Below are 18690 nucleotides of genomic sequence, written 5' to 3'. Positions count from 1 at the left end.
GGCGACGCTCCCGACGATGCCGCGCACCGATGTCCCCGAAGGCGCCGCAGACCCGCTGCCGCGACGCCGCTCACCGCCTTGGCCCGCTTCCTCAGCCCCCACGCCTTTTCATCGGGGGCCTCCCGCGTCATAAGTCGATGAAGGGCAAACAGGGGGAGGCACGTCAACGGCACCGGGGAGGGGACCATTCCCGAGGCGGCCGGATCGTGCACGTGTAGAGACAAATGGCGCTGACGCTTTCGCGAACGGACTCCTGCCGCTCCCTCCTTGCCTTCGACCGGGTGCGGCGGCGGACCCGATGCCCCCTGGGGGCGACGCGTTCGGCGGCGGCGCGATGAATGGGCTCTCCCTCCTTTCGCCGCGGCTTCTGGTCGCGGCGATCTGCGTCATCGAAGCTGCCGGGATGCTCGCCGGGCGCTTCGGCGGCACGCACCAGCTGGGCGTCATTTTGGTGTGCGGGGCGACCATGGCGCTCTTTGCCACCCGGGTTCTACCGGAATACCTCTCGGCGCTCATGTTCTTCGTGGCGTCCATCGTCGGCGGACTGGCGCCGTCGATGACGGTTCTATCCGGCTTCACCGGGCCGGCGGTCTGGCTGGTGATCGCCGGTGCCGTCATGGGCGTGGCGCTGCGCCATACCGGCCTTGCCCGGCGGCTGGGCCAGGCATTGGTCGGGCGGCGGCCCGTGAGCTTTCCGCTCTTTCTGGCCCGGGTCGTGATGTTCGGCGCCGGCCTGATTTTCCTGATGCCGTCGGCGATGGGGCGCATCCTGCTCCTGTTGCCGATGCTGGAGGCGACGATCGCCGCGGCCGGCCTGAATGCCAGGGACCGCCGCGCCGTCGCGATCATGCTGGCGGGGATGGCCGGGACCTTCTTTCCCGCCATGGCGGTGCTGCCCGCCAATGTGCCGAACAACGTTCTCGCCGGCCTGCTCGAGACGACCGGCATCGGCGCGCCGACGTTCGCCGGGTATCTGGCGCTGCACTTTCCGGTCCTCGGTCTGGTCAAGCTTGGGCTGGTCATCGCCATGCTGGCGCTGGCCTACCGGGGCGAGGCGGCCATGCCGGGCCGGCCGGACGCGGCCGGCGGGGGGCGCTTTTCGGCCGCGGAGATCCGCCTCCTGGTCCTGCTGGCGATCACCATCCTGCTCTGGCTGAGCGACGGCTGGCACCACGTCTCCCCCGCCTGGGTCGGCATGGCGGCGGCGGTGATCTGCCTCTGGCCGGGCGCCGGCCTGATGCCGAACGAGGCGCTGCGCGCCGTCGGCCTTGATCCGGTCTTCTATGTGGCCGGCGTGGTGGGTGTCGGCGCGGTTCTCGAAGCCTCCGGCATCGGCGGGGAACTGGCGGCGCTGGTCGGGCATCTGGTCGCCTGGGGCGGCACCGATCCGGTGATGACCTTCGTCATCCTGATCGCCATTTCCGCCGCCCTCGGGCTCCTCGTCACCATCGTCGCGGTCCCGGCCATCCTGACGCCCATCGCGCCGGGCCTCGCCGCCATGACCGGCCTGCCGGTCGACGCCGTGGCGATGTCCCAGGTCGTGGGCTTCTCGACGGTGTTCTTTCCCTACCAGGCGCCGCCGCTGGCGGTCGCCATGCAGGTCTACCCGACCATCGGCCCGCAGCTGGTGCGCTTCTGCCTTCGCCTGGCGCTTCTCTCCGTGCTCCTGATCTGGCCGCTCAACCTCCTGTGGTGGCGCATTCTCGGATGGCTGCCCTGAGCGCGCCCGCCGATCGCCATGGGCCAAATACGCCGTCCGCGCCTTTGCCTTGCCCCCTCACCAAAGCTGCGCGGACCGCCTGCCGGCGCCGGGCCAGAGCCAAGCCGCAGTCCCGGAATCATTCCGGATAGGTTCCGCCGTCCCCCGCTCCCGCCCTGTGGAAGAGAATGAACGCCAAAGGATTGCCCGGCTCCGCCATGGCGTCGCTGCGCAGGCCGGTCATTTCCCCGGCAACGGGGCTCGCATATTCCGCCACCACCTCGCCGAAGCTGTCGCGCTGGATCGCCACCTTCTGCCCGGCCGCGACCTTGTCGTTCAGCCTGACCAGATGCTCGACCAGGCCGCCCTGGGTCGCGAGGATCGGCAGCGCGCTGTTGCCGGTGAAGACGCTCACGTCCTTGCCCGTGCGCCCCAGGGGGCCGGCGATGATGCCGTGGTGCTTCAGGACGTTCATCGTGCCCTCGACGAACAGCGCGATCATCTTAAGGTCCAGCACCCGCGCGGCGCCGATCTCCGGCGTGAAGGCGGGAATGCCCGCGTCGATGAAGGCATTGTGCAGCACGCCGGGATAGACGTGGTTGTCGAAGACCTGGCGGACCGGGAACAGCTCCACCATCGCCTTGACCTCAGGAATGTCCATGCCGCCGATATTGAAAGCGGTGACGTCGAAGCCGGTGGTGCCGGTGTGGAAGTCGATGGCGGCGTCGGCGTTCGGCCGCAGCAGGCGGTTGAACAGCAGGCCGGCATGCCGGCTCGGGGCGGTGGCGCCGGTCTCGTTGCCCGGCCATTCCCGGTTCATGTCGATCAGATCGGCGCCCCGGCCCGCATTGGGCCAGCGGCGCTGCATGCCTTCCAGCGCGGGTCGGGACACGTCCGTGACCGCCATCACCGTGCCCGACATCTCTTGCGGATCGAGCTGGTTCATCACGGTCTGGACCGTGTGCACCGAACTCATCTCGTCCCCATGCACGCCGCTGACGAGGACGACGCGCTTGCCCGGCCGGGCGCCCTTGGCGACCGTCACGGAGACATACCAATGCTGCCCGGTGGGCATCTCGACGCCCTGGAAATACAGGCGGTGGGTCTTGCCGGGCTCCAGGTCGGCGACGTCGAGGGTGCTGACGACCCGCTTTCCCTGGATCGTGTCGCCGGTATAGACCGTGGCCGCGCGCCCGCCCGCCGCCGGGCCGGCGGAGGTTGCGGCGGGAGCCTGGGCGCTGGCGGAACCGGCATCGGCCGCGAGCGCCGCCGAAGCCCCCACCGCTGCCATTGACGCGATCAGGAAGTCGCGGCGATCGAGGTGCGCGTCCGCTCGATGCGTCACGGCGCCGGTCTTGCCTTGGCGCATCTTACGAGGGCGTCCTGACATGGTGTGGTCCTCCTGGGGCGTCCCGGCCGGCATCCTCGCGCGCATTCGCGTCCAGATCATGGGCACCGACCCGTGTCTCCGCGTGCAGCGTCCTGGCTCCTGGGCGCCTATGGCAGCGACCCTCGCGGACCGGGCAGGTTGCCGCGCCGGCGCAGCAGGGCGCGCAGCAGCAGGGTCAGCAGGCCGGCGGCGCCCACCACGGCCGCCAGCAGCTCGAAGCCCGCCGAGAAGCGGTCGGTGTGCTGCTTGATGAAGCCCACCGCGTAAGGACCCACAAAGCCGCCGAGATTGCCCACCGAATTGATGAGGGCGATGCCGGCCGCGGCCGCGGTGCCGCGCAGGAACAGCGGCGGCACCGACCAGAATGGCGCCAGCGCCGCATAGATGCCGACCGAGGCGCAGGTCACCGCGGCGATGGCCAGCATGTGCGAGGGCGCATGCACGCTCGCCGCCAGCCCCGCGGCGCCGAGAAAGGCCGCGCCGGCCACATGCAGAACCCGCTCGCTTGTGGCGTCGCTGTGGCGGCCCCAGGCCAGCATGGCCAGCGCGCTGAGCGCGTAGGGCACGATGAGGACGACCCCCACCTCCCGCACGCTGTAGCCCATGGCGCGGATGATCTGCGGCAGCCAGAGGCCGATCCCGTAAAGCCCGACCACCAGCCCGAAATAGATCAGCCCGAGCATCAGCACCCGTTTGTCCCGCAGCGCGGGCCACGGGCCATGGTGGGTGGCGGCGTCGGGGCCGGCATGGTCGGCGGCGAGGTGCGCGGCGATGGTCCGCTTCTCGCCGGCGTCCAGCCAGCGCGCGTCGGCCGGGCCGTTCGGCAGCAGCACCAGCACCGCGAATGCCAGCAGCACGGCGGGCAGCCCCTCGATGATGAACAGCCATTGCCAGCCGGCGAGGCCGAGCAGGCCATGGCTTTCCATGATGAGCGCGGAGAGCGGCGCGCCGACCGCGCTGGCGATGGGCACCGCGGCCATGAACAGGGCGACGTAACGGGCGCGCAGGGCGAGCGGAAACCAGTAGCCGAGATAGAGGATCATGCCCGGCAGGAAGCCGGCCTCCGCCGCGCCCAGCAGGAAGCGCATGATGAAGAACGAGGTGGGGCCGGTCACGAAGGCGGTGGCGGCGGAGATCAGGCCCCAGGTGAGCATGATGCGGCAGATCCACAGCCGCGCGCCCACCTTCTCCAGCACCAGGTTGGAGGGCACCTCGAGCAGGACGTAGCCGATGAAGAAGATGCCGGCGCCCCAGCCATAGACCTCCGGGGAGAAGCCGAGGTCGGCATTCATGGTGAGGGCGGCGAAGCCGACGTTCACGCGGTCGAGGAAGCTCACCAGATAGAGCAGCATCATGAACGGGATGAGCCGCCGCGCCGCCTTGGCGAAGGTGCGCCGCGCCTGCGCCGTCATTGCCGTCCCCGCATCCATGTCCCGGTCGTCCCTTTGGCCCGGCACCGTTCATGGCCGCCGGGTCCTGGAGCGTCAACACCGAGCGCGAGCCGCCCCCGCCCGCCCCGGGCGCGGCAGTCTTGGTCTGCGCAGCTCCCATCGCCGCGCGGACGTCGCTCCGGCCCGCCGCGGCTGGCCCCGCCGAAACGCGCTAGGATGAGCCATGGGATTCGGCGTCTTCATCCACAGAACCGATTCGATCTATGACGACAGCCCGGCGGAGCGGTATCAATTCCCGCGCCAGTATCTCGGCCGCGTGGAGGCCTGTGTCGGCGATTGGATCGTCTATTACGAGCCGCGAAAGGTGGTGGAGACGCGGGGCTACTTCGCCGTCGCCAAGGTCGCGGACGTGGTGCCGGACCCAACCGCTCCAGGCATGTTTCTCGCGCTGATCGCGCCGGGCAGCTACCTCGATCTTCCCAACGCGGTGCCGTTCGCCGACGCGACGGGGGTGATCGAACAAGGGCTGTTGAACGAAGACGGACGGATATCCGGTCGCGCCCAGGCCGCCGTGCGCCCGCTCTCGCCAGCCGATTTCGATCGCATCCTAGCTCGGGGACTGGAGGACGGGCCGACCGTCCTGCCGCGCGTCGACGGAGTTGCGCCCGCCGATGGCTTCCAGGAGGAGCATGTTCCTTTCGTCTTCGAGGAGACCCGCGCGCGTGCCAGCTACCTGTCATCGCGCCTCGTTCGAGATCGCATTTTCCGCCGCACCGTGCTCCAGGCCTATGATGAACGCTGCGCCATCAGCGGCTTAAGACTGATCAATGGCGGAGGACGGGCAGAGGTTGCTGCGGCCCACATTCGGCCGGTTCAGGCCGATGGCCCCGACATCATCAGCAACGGCCTGGCGCTGTCTGGCACCGCGCACTGGATGTTCGACCGCGGCTTGATCAGCCTGTCGGATGATTTGGAGATCCTGATATCGAGGCAGGCCAACGATCCCGATGGCGTGCGCGCGTTCGTGAACCGAAGCGGTCGCGCTCTGGCGCCGCGGCGCGTGTTCGAGCGACCGCACCCTCGGTTTCTCAGCTGGCACCGCGCGCATTGCTTCAAGCAGTGAGAATGAGGGCGTCGCTTTCGGGGTGCCGCCATTCGCCATTGAGACCGAGCCCGCCCGCCGGCCGCTCTCCGCTTTAGACCGGGTGAGCGGAAATCGTACATAAAGGTCAGCCGAGTGGGTATTTGGCCCGCGGCCCCTGATCTGGTGGCGCTGCGGACCCGCGCCACCAGCGGACATTTCCAACGGCGCCGAAGGGTCACCGCCGGGCCTCCGCATATACTAGAGGCTAAACCGCGCCCGGGCCTGTGGGCACGGGAGACGGCTAGCCGGTGGCGGCCGAAAGGCCTCCGTCCACGATCAGCTCGGTGCCCGTGATGTGGCGGGCCTCGTCGGATACCAGGAACAGCACCGCATGGGCGATGTCCCAGGCATCGCCCGCCTTGCCCATGGGAACTTGGGCATCGCGGGTGGCGATCAGCGTCTCCGCGCTCTCGGCACCGAGCTGAGGCACCAGCCGGTGCGCGACCACCGGGGTATGCATCAGGCCGGGAATGACGGTGTTGCACCTCACGCCGTCCTTGGCGTTCTCGATGGCGATGGAGCGTGACATGGCGATCACCCCGTATTTCGCCGCGCTGTAGGCCACGTGGGGTCGCGCGCGCATGATGCGGATGGCGGCGATGGAGGAGAGGTTCACGATCGCGCTGAGCGGGCGCTGGCGCAGGTGCGGCAGCGCGAACTTGCAGGCCAGGAAAACGCTGGTGAGGTTCATCGAGATCTGATTGTCCCAGACCTCTTCGGGCATGCTCTCCGCGCCGCCGGGCTGTGAGCCGCCAACGATGTTCACGAGGATATCGATTTGGCCGAAGGCGCGGGCGCAGGTCTCCACTGCCTCCAGGATTTGGGCGCTGGACGTGACGTCGCACGCATGCACCAGGACCTCGCCGCCCTCCTCGGCGATGATCCGCGCGGTCTCTTCAGCCGCCTCGCGGCTCTTGTCGATGGCGAATACCTTTGCGCCTTGGCGCGCGAGCAGGACGGCGGTCGCGCGCCCGTTGCCCCAGCCCGGTGCGACGCAGCCCGCACCGGAGACGATAGCTACCTTGTTCTTCAAACTGAGCATGTCTTGACCCTTTGCGATACCTTGCCGCGGCGCGGCCCGGACGTCCGGCGTCCGGCCCGCTTGCCTGCGCGATCAATCGAGGTTGATGCCCGCGGTCTCGATCACCGGCTTCCACAGCGCGACCTCCTCGGTGATGAAGCGGGTCGCTCGGTCGGGATCGGAATCGGTCACCGGCACCGTGGCGAGCGACTTCAATCGCTCCACCACCTCCTCCTGCGCCATTGCGGTGCGGGCCGCGGCGGCCAATTGGTCGAGGCGCGCTCGCGGCGTGTGGGGCGGGGCGCTGATGTAATTGGCGATGCGCGTGACCACGTCGAAGCCCTCTTCCTTCGCCGTGGGGATTTCGGGCGCCACCGCGGCGCGTTCCTCGCCGAATACCGAGATGATCTTGACGCGGCCTTCCTTGTGGAGCGGCAGCAGCGTCGTGAAGGTGTCGGGCATGTAGGCCACGATGCCTGAGATCAGATCGGGGATGACCGGGCCGGCGCCGCGATAGGGCACGTGCACCGCCTTGAAGCCTCCCGCCTTCAGGCGGAACAGCTCCGCCGACAGGTGCGGCGCGCCGCCGGTGCCGCCCGTGGCGTAAGTGAGCCCCTCGGGGCGCGAGCGTGCGAGGGCGACGAGTTCGCGCAGCGACGTCACGCCGATGGTGGGGCTCACCGCCAGGACGATCGGCGAGATGCCCAAGATCGCGATGTGCGAAAAGCCGGCGACCGGATCGAACGGCGGCGTTTTCTTGGTGAGCGGCCCGGTGATCCCGGACGTCGGGCTCTGGAACACCAAGGTGTAGCCGTCCGGCTGCGCGCGGCTCACCTCTCCCGCGCCAAGAAGGCCGCCCGCTCCGCCCTTGTTCTCGACGACCACGGTCTCCCCGAGGGCCTTCGAGAAGTGCGTCGCGAACACTCTTGCGAAGACATCCGTGGTGCCGCCGGGTGCGAACGGCACGATGAGGCGAACTGGGCGCGAGGCGACCATGCCCTGGGCGGCCGCCTCCGCCGCTCCGAGCGCCGCCGTAGCTCCGATGGCACCCAAGGCGATGAGCAGATGACGCCTGCGGATGTTGCCCGTGCTCATGATATCTCCTCCCTCCTGGCTTCGTTGATATCTTTAAGGAGGGAACGGTCGTGCCGCTCCCTTGAAGTTCCGATTATGGGAACGTTATACCTATAATAGAAACTTGCGCTGAGCCGATCAAGCGCCGGAGTGAGGTCGCATGCCGCGAAGAGGGTCGAATTCCGCGTCGCCGCCGGACGGCGCAGTGGTCACCGCCGGTGAGAAAGGCATCGACCAGACGTTCGGGCGCGCGGCGGTGGTCCTGGATGCCCTCGCCGAAGCGCAGCCGAGCGGCCTGAGGTTCACGGACCTCATGAACCGGACCGGCTTCAGCAAGGCGACCCTGCACCGGCTGCTGGCCGGGCTCAGCGGCAGCGGGCTGACGGACATCGACCGGGCGAGTGGGCTTTATTTCCTCGGCCAGCGCCTCACGGCATGGGCGAGCCGGGCGAGCCGGCGCCACGGCCTGTCCGAGCAGATTGCTGTGTCGGTGCGGGTGCTCAGCGAGCGCGTGGAAGACACGGCGTACCTAAGCATCCGCAAGCACGAGATGGCGCTCTGTCTCGCGCTGCAGGAAGGCACGGCAGTAATCCGTGCGCTACCGCTCAATCCCGGCGAACTCAGCGCGCTGGGGGTCGGCTCGGCGAGCTCGGCCATCCTCGCCGCGATCCGTGACGACGCGGAGATCGAACGCATCTTCGCCACGCCCGCCCACATTGCCTATTGCCAGGCACGCGGCATCCCGCAGGAGCATATCCGCAAGCACCTCGCCCGCGCCCGGCAACTCGGCTACGCCTTCGTGGACGACCTCAACCCGGAGATGATTGGCATAGGCATGGCGATCCGCGACCCCGCTGGCGATCCCGTGGCGGCGGTGAGCGTCGCGGCGATCCATAGCCGCTTCAACGATCCGGCGCGCCGCGAGATGGTGCTCGCCGAGATGCGCGGGAGCGTGAAGACGCTTGAGGCGGTTTTCGCCCAGTTCCCGCCCACCCCACGCACCACCCCGTTTCCACAGGGGGGTTAGAGGCCCAGGTCAGCCCTCGGGCGTCAGCTCGAAAGCGACCAGCACGCGCGAGACCATGTTGTAGGCAGCGATGGTAGCCACCAGCTCGAACAGCAGGCGGTCGTCGCCAAGCGCCGCACGGGCGGCCGCGAACATATCGGCGTCGACGGCGACATCCTTCGTAGACGCCACCGCCATCCTCACCACCAGGCGTTGGGTCGGATCGAACAGCGGGCTCTCATCGAGGGCGTGAGGATCGTCCGCAAGGATCGCGAGCGCGTCCACCTGCGCGCTCGTTCCGCCATGGCGCAGAAACAGCGGGGCATGATGGTGCATCTCGTAGTCCGCTCGGTTCAGCGCCGCTACGACGCAGATGGCGAGCTCCAGGAGGACCGGCGAAAGGGCGAGCTCGGAGCGGATCTTGCCGATCATCACGTTCCATCCCTCAGCGAGGGGCGGGCTGAGGAGCAGCAGGCGGTCAAGATCAATTAGCGCGCCGCCGCGGCGGCGCAGGATGGCGGCGAGCAGGTCCTCGGGGGCGGCTGAACCGTCGGTCAGGGGAATGCGAGCCATTGGGTATCCACGGTCGATGGGCGGGATCGAGGTGATGGGACAGGGCACCAGCCATTTCCGGCTTCTGCCTATGACACGTCGGCGAGGTGCTCGCGCAAGGCGGTCTTCAGCACCTTGCCGTAATTGTTCTTGGGCAGCGAGGCCACCAGCTGGTAGCGCTTGGGACGCTTGAAGCGGGCGATGCGCTCGAGGCAGAAGGCATCGAGGGTTGCCGCGTCCAGTTCCACGCCCGGTTGGGCCACCACGAAGGCGACCACCACCTCGCCCCATTCGGGATCAGGCGCACCGACGACCGCCACCTCGCGTACGCCGGGCGCGGTGAGCAGCACTTCCTCTACTTCGCGCGGATAGATGTTGGAGCCGCCGCTGATGACGAGATCCTTGCTGCGGTCCTTCAGCGTAAGGAAGCCGTCAGCATCCAACGCGCCCATGTCGCCGGTCCAGAGCCAGCCGTCGCGGATCGCCGCGGCGGTGGCCTCGGGATTGTCCCAATAACCGGCCATGACGCTGTCGCCGCGGATCAGCACCTCACCCACCTCTCCCGGCGGCAGCGCTCGGCCCTCTGCATCGGCGACGCGGATGCGCACCGGTGTCTGCGCCACGCCGACCGAGGCGGTGCGTTCCGCGTGGTGCGGGTGCGTCGTGTCGGCGAGGTGATGACGGCCGAGCGCGGTGCCGGTCATGGGGCTTTCGCCTTGGCCATAGATCTGCACGAAGCGCTGACCCATCACCTCGATCGCACGGGCAATGTCGGCCGCATACATTGGCGCGCCGCCATAGACCACGGTCTTGAAGGCGCGCCCGGCCTCGACCTGTGTCACGGCGTGCTTCTGCGCGTGGTCCACCAGGCGGTTGACGATGGTGGGCGCGGCGAACATCGACAGCGGCCCGACCTCGGCGCCGAGCGCGAACAACTCGGCCGCGTCGAACCCGCCTGATGCGGGGACCACGTGGCGCGCGCCGACCATCAGATGCGGAATGGCGTAAAGGCCGGCGCCATGGGACATGGGCGCGCCGTAGGCGATGGCGTCGGCCCTGTCCACGGGGTCAATATCGGTGAAGTAGGCAAGGCCCATCGTAAGCAGGTTGCGATGGGTGATCATCACGCCCTTGGGGCGCCCGGTGGTACCGCTGGTGTAGAACAGCCAAGCCGTTTCGCCGCCGTCGCGCTCCACCACCGGTGAGGTGGCGATCTCGTCCTCGATCCAGGCGTCGAGCGATGCACCGTCCACATCGATCACCGCATCAAGTCCCGTCAGCGCGGCGGGATCAGGAAGGCAGTGACGATCGACAAAGGCCCAGCGCGCGCGTGCATTGCCAGCAATCCATTGAAGCTCGCGCGGGTGCAGCTTGGAATTGACCGGAACCGCCACAAGGCCGGCCCACCAGATGCCCAGGAGCAGTTCCAGGTAGCGCGGATGATTCCGCATGAAGAGCACCACCCGCTCGCCGGGGTCGAGGCCTGCCGCGCGCAACCGTGCAGCGATGCGGGCGCTGCGCAACGCCCACGTGCCGTGCGTGGCGTGCAGCGCCGCCCCGTGGAGGATCGCGGGTCGTTCGGGTTCGAAAGAGGCTATGCGATGGAGCAGGTGCGCGAGATTCATGGACCGGACGATAGCGTTCGGCCCGCCACGCCGGTATACGGTATGAATACCGTATCTTGGGGTCGGGACATGGAGGAAAATCTCGCCTTCGAGCATGCCCCGCTGGCGCTGTGCCTGACCCGCGAACGGATGGTGGTCGCCTGCAATCGAGCCTTCGAAGAATTGTTCGAGCGGCCCCGCGCGGCGCTGGTCGGCTGCTCTATCGCCGCGCTCTATCCCTCTCCGCAGGAGTTCCAGCGGATTGGCCAACGTGGCTATCCGCGACTCGGGCGAGATGGCCACTACGAGGACGAGCGGCTCATGCGCCGGTGTGACGGCGCGCTGCTGTGGTGCCGGGTGCGAGGGCGCGCTGTCGAAGCGGCACATCCCGCGCGCGCCGCGGTCTGGAGCTTCGAGCCGGTGTCACAGGGCGGGGCGGTGGCGCAGCGCCTCAGCCCGCGCGAACGGGAGGTGGTTGCGATGCTGGCGCGCGGCATGACCAGCAAGGAGATCGCGCGCGAACTGGTCTTGAGTCATCGCACCGTCGAGATGCACCGTGCCCGCGTGCTGGCCAAGGCCGGCGTGCGCAGCACTGCGCAACTGCTGGCCTTGATCGCTTGAGTAGTAGAATACCTGTTCGGAGTCTCTCGCCTGAAGGGGAGATAAATATTGGAATCATCAAGTTTGAGCATAGGGTATTCCGCTGGTATGGTGGATCCCGTGCCCCGCAAGTGCCCGCTTCAAAAACTTTCCATGCACGACGGATTCTGATCGAATGCTGTTTTCAAGGCTGTAGTAATCAAGATGCGGCGCAACGCGCTTCGAGAAAATACTTGAAACGCCATCTCTCCATCGTTACTTGGCCGCGGCCGTCATGGGCTCAGGGAAGTTCGCACGCTTCCTAGAGCGCAGCTTCACTGCCATCGAAGCCTCTTCGTGCCTTGTGCTCTTCACCAAGAGCTGGGCCGGCAACGCGCAGGCCGGCCGCTTCGGCGCCGATCACTTGGAGCGCGCCCAGGCCGCCGCCAACGCGCTGGGCCTCTCCTGCGTGGTCTTCGGGAAAGGTGATGACGCTGATCCGCTCGCCGCGCTGCCCGCCGGCCGCTTCGGCGAGAATGACCAGCCGCTGCCCGCCAACATCAGGACCGAGCTGTTCACGCGGCTGTCCGTCTTTTGACCTCAACCGGAGCGTTGCTGCCCAGCGACAGCCGAATGTGAGTGGCTTTCGCAGCGACCACGCACGTCACGGTGCGCTGGCCGACGGCCACATCCAGCTTCATCCCCCGGACCCGCGTCACAAGGTCCGTTGGAATGCGGCCGTTGAACTGAAAATTGCGCGTGCCTTTTCGCCTCGTCGGACGAACCAGCCTGAAGAGCATTGTAGCGCACCCGTGCAGCACCCTCGGGCACGCGCAACGCTCTGATTGGGCTGAACTTCTTGAGCTGGCATGCCTTCAGAAGTAAATGGTGCAGGAGAGGCAACGAATAAATTAAGCACATCATTGATTTATAATGTAGTTTTTTAGTTCAAAAATTTCGATACCCCCAAATGTACCCCCAAGCGCGCGCGCTACCCCTTCACTCCTCACGCCACCCGACGGAACATGAAGCTTCGGCCGTCCAGGCTGCTGGCGATGGCCATGCGGACCAGCGAGGCGAGGGTCGCCTGCACCTGCGGCTCGATGCGCTTGCCCTGTCGGAAGCCTGCGGCGATGGCCGCCGCGTCCACCGCGCCGGACGCGTTCGCCAAAGCGGCGACGACGGCCGCCGTGCGCTCCACTTCGCCGGCCGGGAACAGCGGCTTCTGTTCCTTGGCCGCCTCTACCACCAGCTTCATGGTGTCCTGCGCCTCGGTGGGGTCGACGGGCAGGGAGACCCCGGCGCGGGCTTTCTGGTAGTCCGGCCGCAGCCAGCGGATCAGGCCCCGGGCCTCCTCCTTGGCGCGTTCCTTGTTGAGTGCCACGAGGCGGGCGATGATGTCTTCGTCCGAAAGGTCGCGCGGCCAGCCATAGGCGTCGAACACCAGCGCATCGAGCTTGTCGTGCAGCTCCTTCAGGATCAGCACGAGGCCCTCGTCGCAGATGCGGATGTCGTCCGCGTCCAGCTTTGCGCCGGCCCGCAGCTTTTCCAGCACATTGTACATCTGGGTGAGGGTCAGGCGCGGATGCTCCGCCTGCCGGGCCTTGCGGAAGGCGTCCAGTTCCTCGGCGACGGCGCGGATGTCGGCTTTCAGGGTTTCGGAGGGGTCGGGGAAGGGGAAGGGGTCGAAGCACGACGACTTCGGATAGACTGGCCTATCCTCCAGCAGACCACCGGCGCGAGCAGCCCAGCTCAAATGAGCCCGGGATGACATGACGCCGAGAATAGTGGCATCTGACACGCCAACGCAAACAAGCTTGTTGTCCGGCAAGACATCTATGCACAAAAACTGGAAAATGCGGTGTTTTGACGTTTCGGATGTTGCGATATAACGTTGTATTCCTGTAGTAAATCCCCTCATCAGGGTATTTTTCCGTCCGAAACGCCACCAATTGTCCCGTCGATAAGCTTCGTTGTTACGTACTCGCTCCGGCTTCACCGTCATCAACAGATGTTGGTAAATTTCTGGATAGCACCTTCGAAGTTCGGCCAGTTCAAGCCCATCGACATCAATGACGAACGCGTTCCTCGAGTGGGCATTCAGATCACGCCCGTTTCTGTACTGCCTGATATGCTTCTCAATTCCCGCGATGCGCCCTAGGCCAAGATGCTGCGCATGCTCGAGCGTTATGATGAAACCGGCACCGTGCAGTTTTACCCCCGGTGAGCAGATGAAGTCGTTTGCGCGCAGGGCACTGACTTGGGTGACATCAGCACCAAGCGAGAGGTCGGAGTTGATCGAGCCGAAAGCTTCGCGCAGCTCTACCAAGGGTGTGTCGGTCGTCAGCCCCTCTTCACGCACCACCTTCCGCAGCACCCCTTCATGCCTGCCCGCCGCAACGACGGTCATGGCGATACGCACGGCGGCGGCATCCTTCGTCGCCTCGGTCCATGGGTGGTCCGGTATCGCCATCAGCAAAGACACCGGCTTCTTCGCCTTCATCCGTGCCGCCATGACGCGGCGGGAGAATTCCTGCGTGATGGAATTGGTGGTGACGAAGCCGAAGCGCCGCAGCTTGCTTCCCCGCCGGGTCAGCAGGTCCGCCGCGCGGTCCCACCAATACATGACCAAATCGGCGCTCTCGTTCATATGCGGGTGCGCCGCCCACAGCGCCTTGGCGTAGCCGTCGCCGAGCCGCCCGCGAATGTCCTTGCCGCCGATGAAGGGCGGATTGCCGACGATATATTCCGCCTCCGGCCATTGCGGCAGGCGCGGGTTGTGGAAGGTGAGCACCGGCACGCGGCGCCCCTCGGCGTCGGTCTGCATCACCGGCTGGCCGGCCGCGTCCCGCGCCGGCTCGCTGCCGTCGTGCGCCAGTACCGCGTCCATGGCCTTGATGGTCTTGAAATCGCGCAGAATGGGTTCGGTCGGCTGGCCGCCCTGAGTGCGGAAGAACCATTGCAGGAAGCCGATCCACACCACCAGCTCGGCAATGGCGGCGGCGTGCGGGTTCAGCTCCATGCCGAGAAACTGGTGCGGGTCGATGGTGTGGCGGTCCAGCCCCAGCGCTTCCTGCCCGCCAAGGTCCGCCACCGCCTCCAGCACCTCGCCTTCCAGCCGCTTCATCAGCTCCAGCGCCACATAAAGGAAGTTGCCGGTGCCGCAAGCGGGGTCCAGCACCCGCACCGCGCAGAGCTGCCCATGAAACTTCGTCACCTCCGCCAGCGCCGCAGCGGGATTGCCCTCGCTGCTCAGCCGCTCGGCAGTGGCGCGCACGAGGTCCCACTCCGCCCGCAGCGGCTCGATGATGGTTGCGACCACCAGCCGCTCCACATAGGCGCGCGGCGTATAGTGCGCGCCGAGCTTGCGCCGCTCCACGGGGTCCAGCGCCTGCTCCAGCAGCGTGCCGAAGATGGCCGGCTCCACCTCGCGCCAGTTCGCCTTGGCGGCCTCGAACAGCTCGCCGATCTCCTCGCGCGGCAGCGGCAGCACCGTGCGGTCCTTGAACAAATAGCCGTTGAAGCACTTCACATTGGCCTCGATGGCGAAGGCGAAGGAGCCGGTGTCCATCGCCTCCCAGAGCTGCCCTACCAATTGGGGGAAAAGCTCCGGGTTCGTCCGGCAGCGGTCCAGCACGCCCTTGAAGCTCTCCTTGGGGATCAGCTCCACGTCCTCGGCGAACATGGTGAACAGGCAGCGCATGAGGAAGGAGGCGATGGCCTCACGCTGGTACAAAGGCTTGCCGTGCGCCCCGCGCTGCTCCTCAAGGAATTTCGACACCTTGGCGAGGCGCTCGGCAATGTCGCGCGTGACCTTCGCGGCGCGCTTGGTCGGGTCCAGGCTGTGCGGATCGGTCCACACCTTCTTGAGCCGCTCGCGCACCTCCTCGGAGCGCAGGTCCTGCAGGAAAATGCGGAAGCCCTGCCGGTCCGGAAACTGCGCATAGTTCTTCCCCTGCCCGGAGAAGTCCGCATACAGCTCGAAGCAATGGCCCACATCGCAGACGATGAGGAAGGGCGGCCAGCCCTCGGTGGGCGGCAGGGCCTTGGCATAGTCCTCCGCCTGGCGGCGGGCGTTCATCATCAGCACGTCCCAGCGGCGGCTCACGCGGCGCCCCTGCGGCAGCTCCTCGATGGGGAACAGCGCGGGTTGTGCGGCTCCCGCTGCGGCCTTCGGTCCCTCGCCCTGCCGGCTCTGCTTGGCCTCCAGCACGAAGCAGCCCCGCTTGTAGAGGTCAATGCGCCCTTTCGCGGTGGAGCCGTCCGGCTCGCGGAAGGTCACGGCCCGCTCGAACACATAGGCGTTCAGCTCGGTGGCGTGCGCGGCCGGCTCGGGCGAGTCCACGCCGATCAGTCGGCAGAACTCGGTGAGGAACAGGGCGTAGTTGGCCCTTTCCTGCCCGCCTTCACGGCCTGTCCAACGGGAAATGAAGCGCTCGACGTCGGTCATGCCCGCCCAAGTGACACGAGGAGAGTTGCGAGGCTAGCTTTCCCTCACGCAACCGGCAATGCGGTGAGCCGGTTGCCCCAAAACCCGATTTGTCGGCAACGGCGGTGTCAAGCCGGAGCGAGGAGGCCTCGCCGAGTGAGAATGGCGCTTATCTCCACAAGGGCCGCATCGTCCGAAGCTCCCCCGCCCCGCCCCATCCGCCCCGTCACCTCCCCCTGCCGGTGGGGATCGATTCGCCCGTAGGAGGTGAGCGTGGTGGCGATGTTTTCGTGGCCGAGGTTCTGGCTCCAGGCCTTCAGCTCCTCCGGGCTTCGGCACATGGTTTGCGCCAGATGGCCGAGGGTGTGGCGGAAGGCGTGCGGTGGGAAGTAGGGCAGGCCCGCGCGCGCGAAGGCCTTGCGGAAAATCTCCCGCACCGGGGAGGCGTCGCTCCAGTGCGCCCGCTCGATGCCCACCGGCGCGAAGCCGCCGCCCTCGCCAAGGCCCATGCGCGTGCGGGGAAAGAGGGGGTCGGCCGGGCCGAACAGGTGGACCGTGCGCAACTCCTCGATCCACGCGAGAGCGATAGCGGCGAGGTCGTCGCCCACGGGGAAGAAATAGGTGACGATGGCTTTCGCGAACTTGGTCTCGACGCTGTTGGGGTCCTGCGCCACCACCGGGGTCTTGCCGGACGTGTCCACATGGCCGAGCGACAGTGACACCATCGCGCGGTCCCGGATGCCGGTCAGGAGCGTGAAGGCGACAAGGGCGCGGTTGCGCCGGTCAATCACGGTCTCCCCCGGCATCGCGGCAACGGCCGCGCGCACCTGTTCGAGGCTGGGGAAGGCCCGCAGCTTTGCCGCCTTGGCCCGCGCCGCATCCTTGTTCGAGGGCGACAGATAGTCGATATCCGCCATGTGGACCTTGGACTTGAAGCCGGGTTGCCACGACAGCCAGGTGAAGAAGTCCTTCAGCACGGTGAGCGTGGTCGCCTGCGTGGATGCGCTCAATGCCTCGCCGGTGCGCACGCCCTCGGTCTCGGCGAGGCGCGCCTTGAAGCCGATGGCCTGCTCGCGGCGGAAGGTCTTGAAGTCCTTTCCCGCCGTGTACGCCTCATAGCGGGCGAGGGCCTTGCGCACCGCATCGAGCGTCGCCTCGCTCTTGCCCTTGGCCTCCTTCAGATAGCGGATATAATCCCGCTTCAGGCGCTCATTGGACGGGTTCAGTCTCGTCATCGCGTCATACCTCCTCGAAAGCACGGTTTGCACTGGGGTCGGAACAACTCTTCATTCGTTCCGGCGCCAGCGTGTGCAGATCGATCAGGCAGGCGAGGGCCGGCAAATCGGCCCGCCGCACGGTGCGGTGCATGGGCGTTCCGCAGCAGGCGCAGAGGGCGGCGAGGCGCGCGACCTTCTCATTGCGGAAGGACAGGTCCGCCGTCCCGCCCCATGGCGCGCGCGGCTCCCGGCAGCGGAAGCAATAGAACTCGCCGGGCCGGCATGTGTGCCGCCTCATCTCCCGCCGCTTGGCGAGGAAGGCCTTGAGGGCCGAGCCGTGGATCAAGAGGGGGCGCCGGTCGTCGATCGCCACCAGGCCCTCCTTCAGCCACCGCCGCACCGTGTTGCGGTGGATGCCGAGGAGCTTGGCGACTTCGGAGACCTCATAAGAGACGCCCTGCTTGACCCTCTGCGGCGAGCACCGGCGCGGCTTGCGGGCGCGCATCCCCGTCACCCCCGCCGCCCCGTGGCGATGCGATCGGCAATCCAGCCGTCGATCTCGGCCTCGATCCAGGCGACGCATCGCTCGGTCAGGGCCACGGGCTGGGGGAAACGTCCCTCCCGCATATAGGCGTAAATGGTGCTGCGGCTCAGGCAGGTGCGGGCCTTCACGGCCTCAAGGCGCAGGAGAGAGGGGCGGGTCGTCGTGTCGTTCGCGCTCATCGGTTCCATCCGGGTCCGAGTGGATATGGACGGAAGGATGGGCGCGCCGCCGCCGGCAAAATAGCCGGGCGGATTTAAAAAAAACGTTGGCTTCTCAATGGTCTAAATGAGCCCAACCTAGCCCCAAGGCGACAAGAAGGGTATCTCGTCATCCAGGTCGGGACCGAGGGAACCCGAGGTGGTGTTTTCCTGATCTAGAGGGATGGTTTCACCAAACCCTCCGTTAGGCTCCGGTAAATCCCCAGGGGTAGCTGGCGCGCCCCCGTTGGGCCGCCAGTTCGCGACCTTCGCGATATCCTCAATGCCGGTGGCATTCGGCTTCCCCTTATGGAGAAGTCCATATTCCGCAGCATGCTCTTCGAGCCACTCCTGCAAGGCTTGCTTTACTGATTTGCCGCGCAGGCGTCTGGGATCGGCCGTCACCGCCCGCCACGCAGCATTCGCCGCTGCCAGCTTGGGCGCATAAAACAGTCCGCGGGGATCATCGACCTGATGAGCGGGCTTGGGTTTGATCCTGAAAAAATCATCAAAAACGCCCTCTCGAAAATACCATTTATGTACACCACTGCTATGGATCAAGCTTTCCGAAAAATCGATATCATTTCCAAATGAATCATAATGTACTTATCGGGCTAATGGAATTCGGCCATCAAATACCGCGTGCTTCAGAGCATTTATTACAGGCAGCGTATTGTGACGCACAACTGAGGGCCATCGCTCAAAACCGACCCCATGCAGAGACGCAGGATCATAACCTTGGCTCAGAAGAGCGGCCTGATAAACCGTGAACTGCTTTACGAGGCGCCAACGCTCCAGATCGGACATAGCCGCACCGCCAGTTGATTCGCTGGCATAGTTTCC

At 66.6% G+C, this 18690-nt stretch carries 16 protein-coding genes; 5 read left to right on the top strand and 11 right to left on the bottom strand.

The window, feature by feature from the left end:
• The first annotated feature begins 298 nt into the window (after nt 1-298).
• On the top strand, nt 299-1720 hold the full coding sequence (locus ABLE88_RS13655; protein WP_348832244.1) for an SLC13 family permease: 1422 nt from the start codon (nt 299-301) through the stop codon (nt 1718-1720).
• A 118-nt stretch (nt 1721-1838) separates the two neighbouring features.
• Here ABLE88_RS13655 and ABLE88_RS13650 read toward each other — a convergent pair whose 3' ends face one another.
• Together ABLE88_RS13650 and ABLE88_RS13645 are read right to left on the bottom strand one after the other, a co-directional pair.
• Nucleotides 1839-3068 carry a M14 family metallopeptidase gene (locus tag ABLE88_RS13650; protein ID WP_348832555.1) on the bottom strand — a complete coding sequence of 410 codons (1230 nt, stop codon included), beginning with the start codon at nt 3066-3068 and terminating at the stop codon, nt 1839-1841.
• A gap of 128 nt (nt 3069-3196) precedes the next feature.
• Nucleotides 3197-4519, bottom strand: a complete 1323-nt coding sequence (locus tag ABLE88_RS13645; RefSeq protein WP_348832243.1) for an MFS transporter — start codon at nt 4517-4519, stop codon at nt 3197-3199.
• 184 nt (nt 4520-4703) lie between these two features.
• Here ABLE88_RS13645 and ABLE88_RS13640 point away from each other — a divergent pair, with 184 nt between their 5' ends.
• The gene (locus tag ABLE88_RS13640; RefSeq protein WP_348832242.1) at nt 4704-5603 is read left to right on the top strand and encodes an HNH endonuclease; all 900 of its coding nucleotides are present in this window, start codon (nt 4704-4706) and stop codon (nt 5601-5603) included.
• 262 nt (nt 5604-5865) lie between these two features.
• On the opposite strand, the gene ABLE88_RS13635 is transcribed toward ABLE88_RS13640, so the two are convergent.
• On the bottom strand, nt 5866-6666 hold the full coding sequence (locus ABLE88_RS13635; RefSeq protein ID WP_348832241.1) for an SDR family NAD(P)-dependent oxidoreductase: 801 nt from the start codon (nt 6664-6666) through the stop codon (nt 5866-5868).
• Between the two features lie 72 nt (nt 6667-6738).
• Nucleotides 6739-7740 (bottom strand): Bug family tripartite tricarboxylate transporter substrate binding protein, encoded by a 1002-nt coding sequence (locus ABLE88_RS13630; RefSeq protein ID WP_348832240.1) that lies wholly within the window; start codon nt 7738-7740, stop codon nt 6739-6741.
• A gap of 184 nt (nt 7741-7924) precedes the next feature.
• Here ABLE88_RS13630 and ABLE88_RS13625 point away from each other — a divergent pair, with 184 nt between their 5' ends.
• Entirely contained in the window at nt 7925-8746 is an 822-nt protein-coding gene (locus tag ABLE88_RS13625) for an IclR family transcriptional regulator (protein WP_348832239.1), read from the top strand.
• A 9-nt stretch (nt 8747-8755) separates the two neighbouring features.
• Here the strand turns inward: ABLE88_RS13625 and ABLE88_RS13620 are convergent, their stop codons facing one another.
• Together ABLE88_RS13620 and ABLE88_RS13615 are read right to left on the bottom strand one after the other, a co-directional pair.
• Nucleotides 8756-9298 (bottom strand): carboxymuconolactone decarboxylase family protein, encoded by a 543-nt coding sequence (locus tag ABLE88_RS13620; RefSeq protein WP_348832238.1) that lies wholly within the window; start codon nt 9296-9298, stop codon nt 8756-8758.
• 68 nt (nt 9299-9366) lie between these two features.
• Nucleotides 9367-10902, bottom strand: a complete 1536-nt coding sequence (locus ABLE88_RS13615) for an AMP-binding protein (protein WP_348832237.1) — start codon at nt 10900-10902, stop codon at nt 9367-9369.
• Here ABLE88_RS13615 and ABLE88_RS13610 point away from each other — a divergent pair.
• Nucleotides 10879-11502 (top strand): LuxR C-terminal-related transcriptional regulator, encoded by a 624-nt coding sequence (locus tag ABLE88_RS13610; protein WP_348832236.1) that lies wholly within the window; start codon nt 10879-10881, stop codon nt 11500-11502. The two genes, ABLE88_RS13615 and ABLE88_RS13610, sit on opposite strands and share 24 nt — an antisense overlap.
• Before the next feature lie 238 nt (nt 11503-11740).
• A complete protein-coding gene (locus ABLE88_RS13605) occupies nt 11741-12058 on the top strand; it encodes a hypothetical protein (RefSeq protein WP_348832235.1) in 318 nt (105 codons plus the stop codon).
• Nucleotides 12059-12466: 408 nt separating this feature from the next.
• Here the strand turns inward: ABLE88_RS13605 and ABLE88_RS13600 are convergent, their stop codons facing one another.
• The 5 genes from ABLE88_RS13600 to ABLE88_RS13580 form a co-directional block, all read right to left on the bottom strand.
• Nucleotides 12467-15910, bottom strand: a complete 3444-nt coding sequence (locus ABLE88_RS13600) for a class I SAM-dependent DNA methyltransferase (protein ID WP_348832234.1) — start codon at nt 15908-15910, stop codon at nt 12467-12469.
• Nucleotides 15911-16017: 107 nt separating this feature from the next.
• Entirely contained in the window at nt 16018-17124 is a 1107-nt protein-coding gene (locus tag ABLE88_RS13595; RefSeq protein WP_348832233.1) for a tyrosine-type recombinase/integrase, read from the bottom strand.
• Between the two features lie 4 nt (nt 17125-17128).
• Entirely contained in the window at nt 17129-17611 is a 483-nt protein-coding gene (locus tag ABLE88_RS13590; protein ID WP_348832232.1) for a helix-turn-helix domain-containing protein, read from the bottom strand.
• Nucleotides 17612-17616: 5 nt separating this feature from the next.
• Nucleotides 17617-17829, bottom strand: coding sequence for a helix-turn-helix transcriptional regulator (locus ABLE88_RS13585; protein ID WP_282638875.1), 213 nt, complete (start codon nt 17827-17829; stop codon nt 17617-17619).
• Nucleotides 17830-17946: 117 nt separating this feature from the next.
• Entirely contained in the window at nt 17947-18408 is a 462-nt protein-coding gene (locus ABLE88_RS13580; RefSeq protein WP_348832231.1) for a hypothetical protein, read from the bottom strand.
• Between the last annotated feature and the right edge of the window lie 282 nt (nt 18409-18690).

Origin of the sequence: Xanthobacter luteus (genome assembly GCF_040049235.1) — a bacterium.
Classification (GTDB): Bacteria; Pseudomonadota; Alphaproteobacteria; order Rhizobiales; family Xanthobacteraceae; genus Xanthobacter.
Note: the sequence above shows the minus strand (reverse complement) of the source record. Positions and strands in the feature narration are given on the sequence as shown.

Bases quoted from the DNA above. Each gene is read 5' to 3' on its own strand.
- ABLE88_RS13595 (WP_348832233.1), bottom strand. From the start codon at position 17,124: ATGACGAGACTGAACCCGTCCAATGAGCGCCTGAAGCGGGATTATATC.
- ABLE88_RS13600 (WP_348832234.1), bottom strand. From the start codon at position 15,910: ATGACCGACGTCGAGCGCTTCATTTCCCGTTGGACAGGCCGTGAAGGC.
- ABLE88_RS13645 (WP_348832243.1), bottom strand. From the start codon at position 4,519: ATGGATGCGGGGACGGCAATGACGGCGCAGGCGCGGCGCACCTTCGCC.
- ABLE88_RS13590 (WP_348832232.1), bottom strand. From the start codon at position 17,611: ATGCGCGCCCGCAAGCCGCGCCGGTGCTCGCCGCAGAGGGTCAAGCAG.
- ABLE88_RS13620 (WP_348832238.1), bottom strand. From the start codon at position 9,298: ATGGCTCGCATTCCCCTGACCGACGGTTCAGCCGCCCCCGAGGACCTG.
- ABLE88_RS13610 (WP_348832236.1), top strand. From the start codon at position 10,879: ATGGAGCAGGTGCGCGAGATTCATGGACCGGACGATAGCGTTCGGCCC.
- ABLE88_RS13640 (WP_348832242.1), top strand. From the start codon at position 4,704: ATGGGATTCGGCGTCTTCATCCACAGAACCGATTCGATCTATGACGAC.
- ABLE88_RS13650 (WP_348832555.1), bottom strand. From the start codon at position 3,068: ATGCGCCAAGGCAAGACCGGCGCCGTGACGCATCGAGCGGACGCGCAC.
- ABLE88_RS13630 (WP_348832240.1), bottom strand. From the start codon at position 7,740: ATGAGCACGGGCAACATCCGCAGGCGTCATCTGCTCATCGCCTTGGGT.
- ABLE88_RS13655 (WP_348832244.1), top strand. From the start codon at position 299: ATGCCCCCTGGGGGCGACGCGTTCGGCGGCGGCGCGATGAATGGGCTC.
- ABLE88_RS13585 (WP_282638875.1), bottom strand. From the start codon at position 17,829: ATGAGCGCGAACGACACGACGACCCGCCCCTCTCTCCTGCGCCTTGAG.
- ABLE88_RS13635 (WP_348832241.1), bottom strand. From the start codon at position 6,666: ATGCTCAGTTTGAAGAACAAGGTAGCTATCGTCTCCGGTGCGGGCTGC.
- ABLE88_RS13615 (WP_348832237.1), bottom strand. From the start codon at position 10,902: ATGAATCTCGCGCACCTGCTCCATCGCATAGCCTCTTTCGAACCCGAA.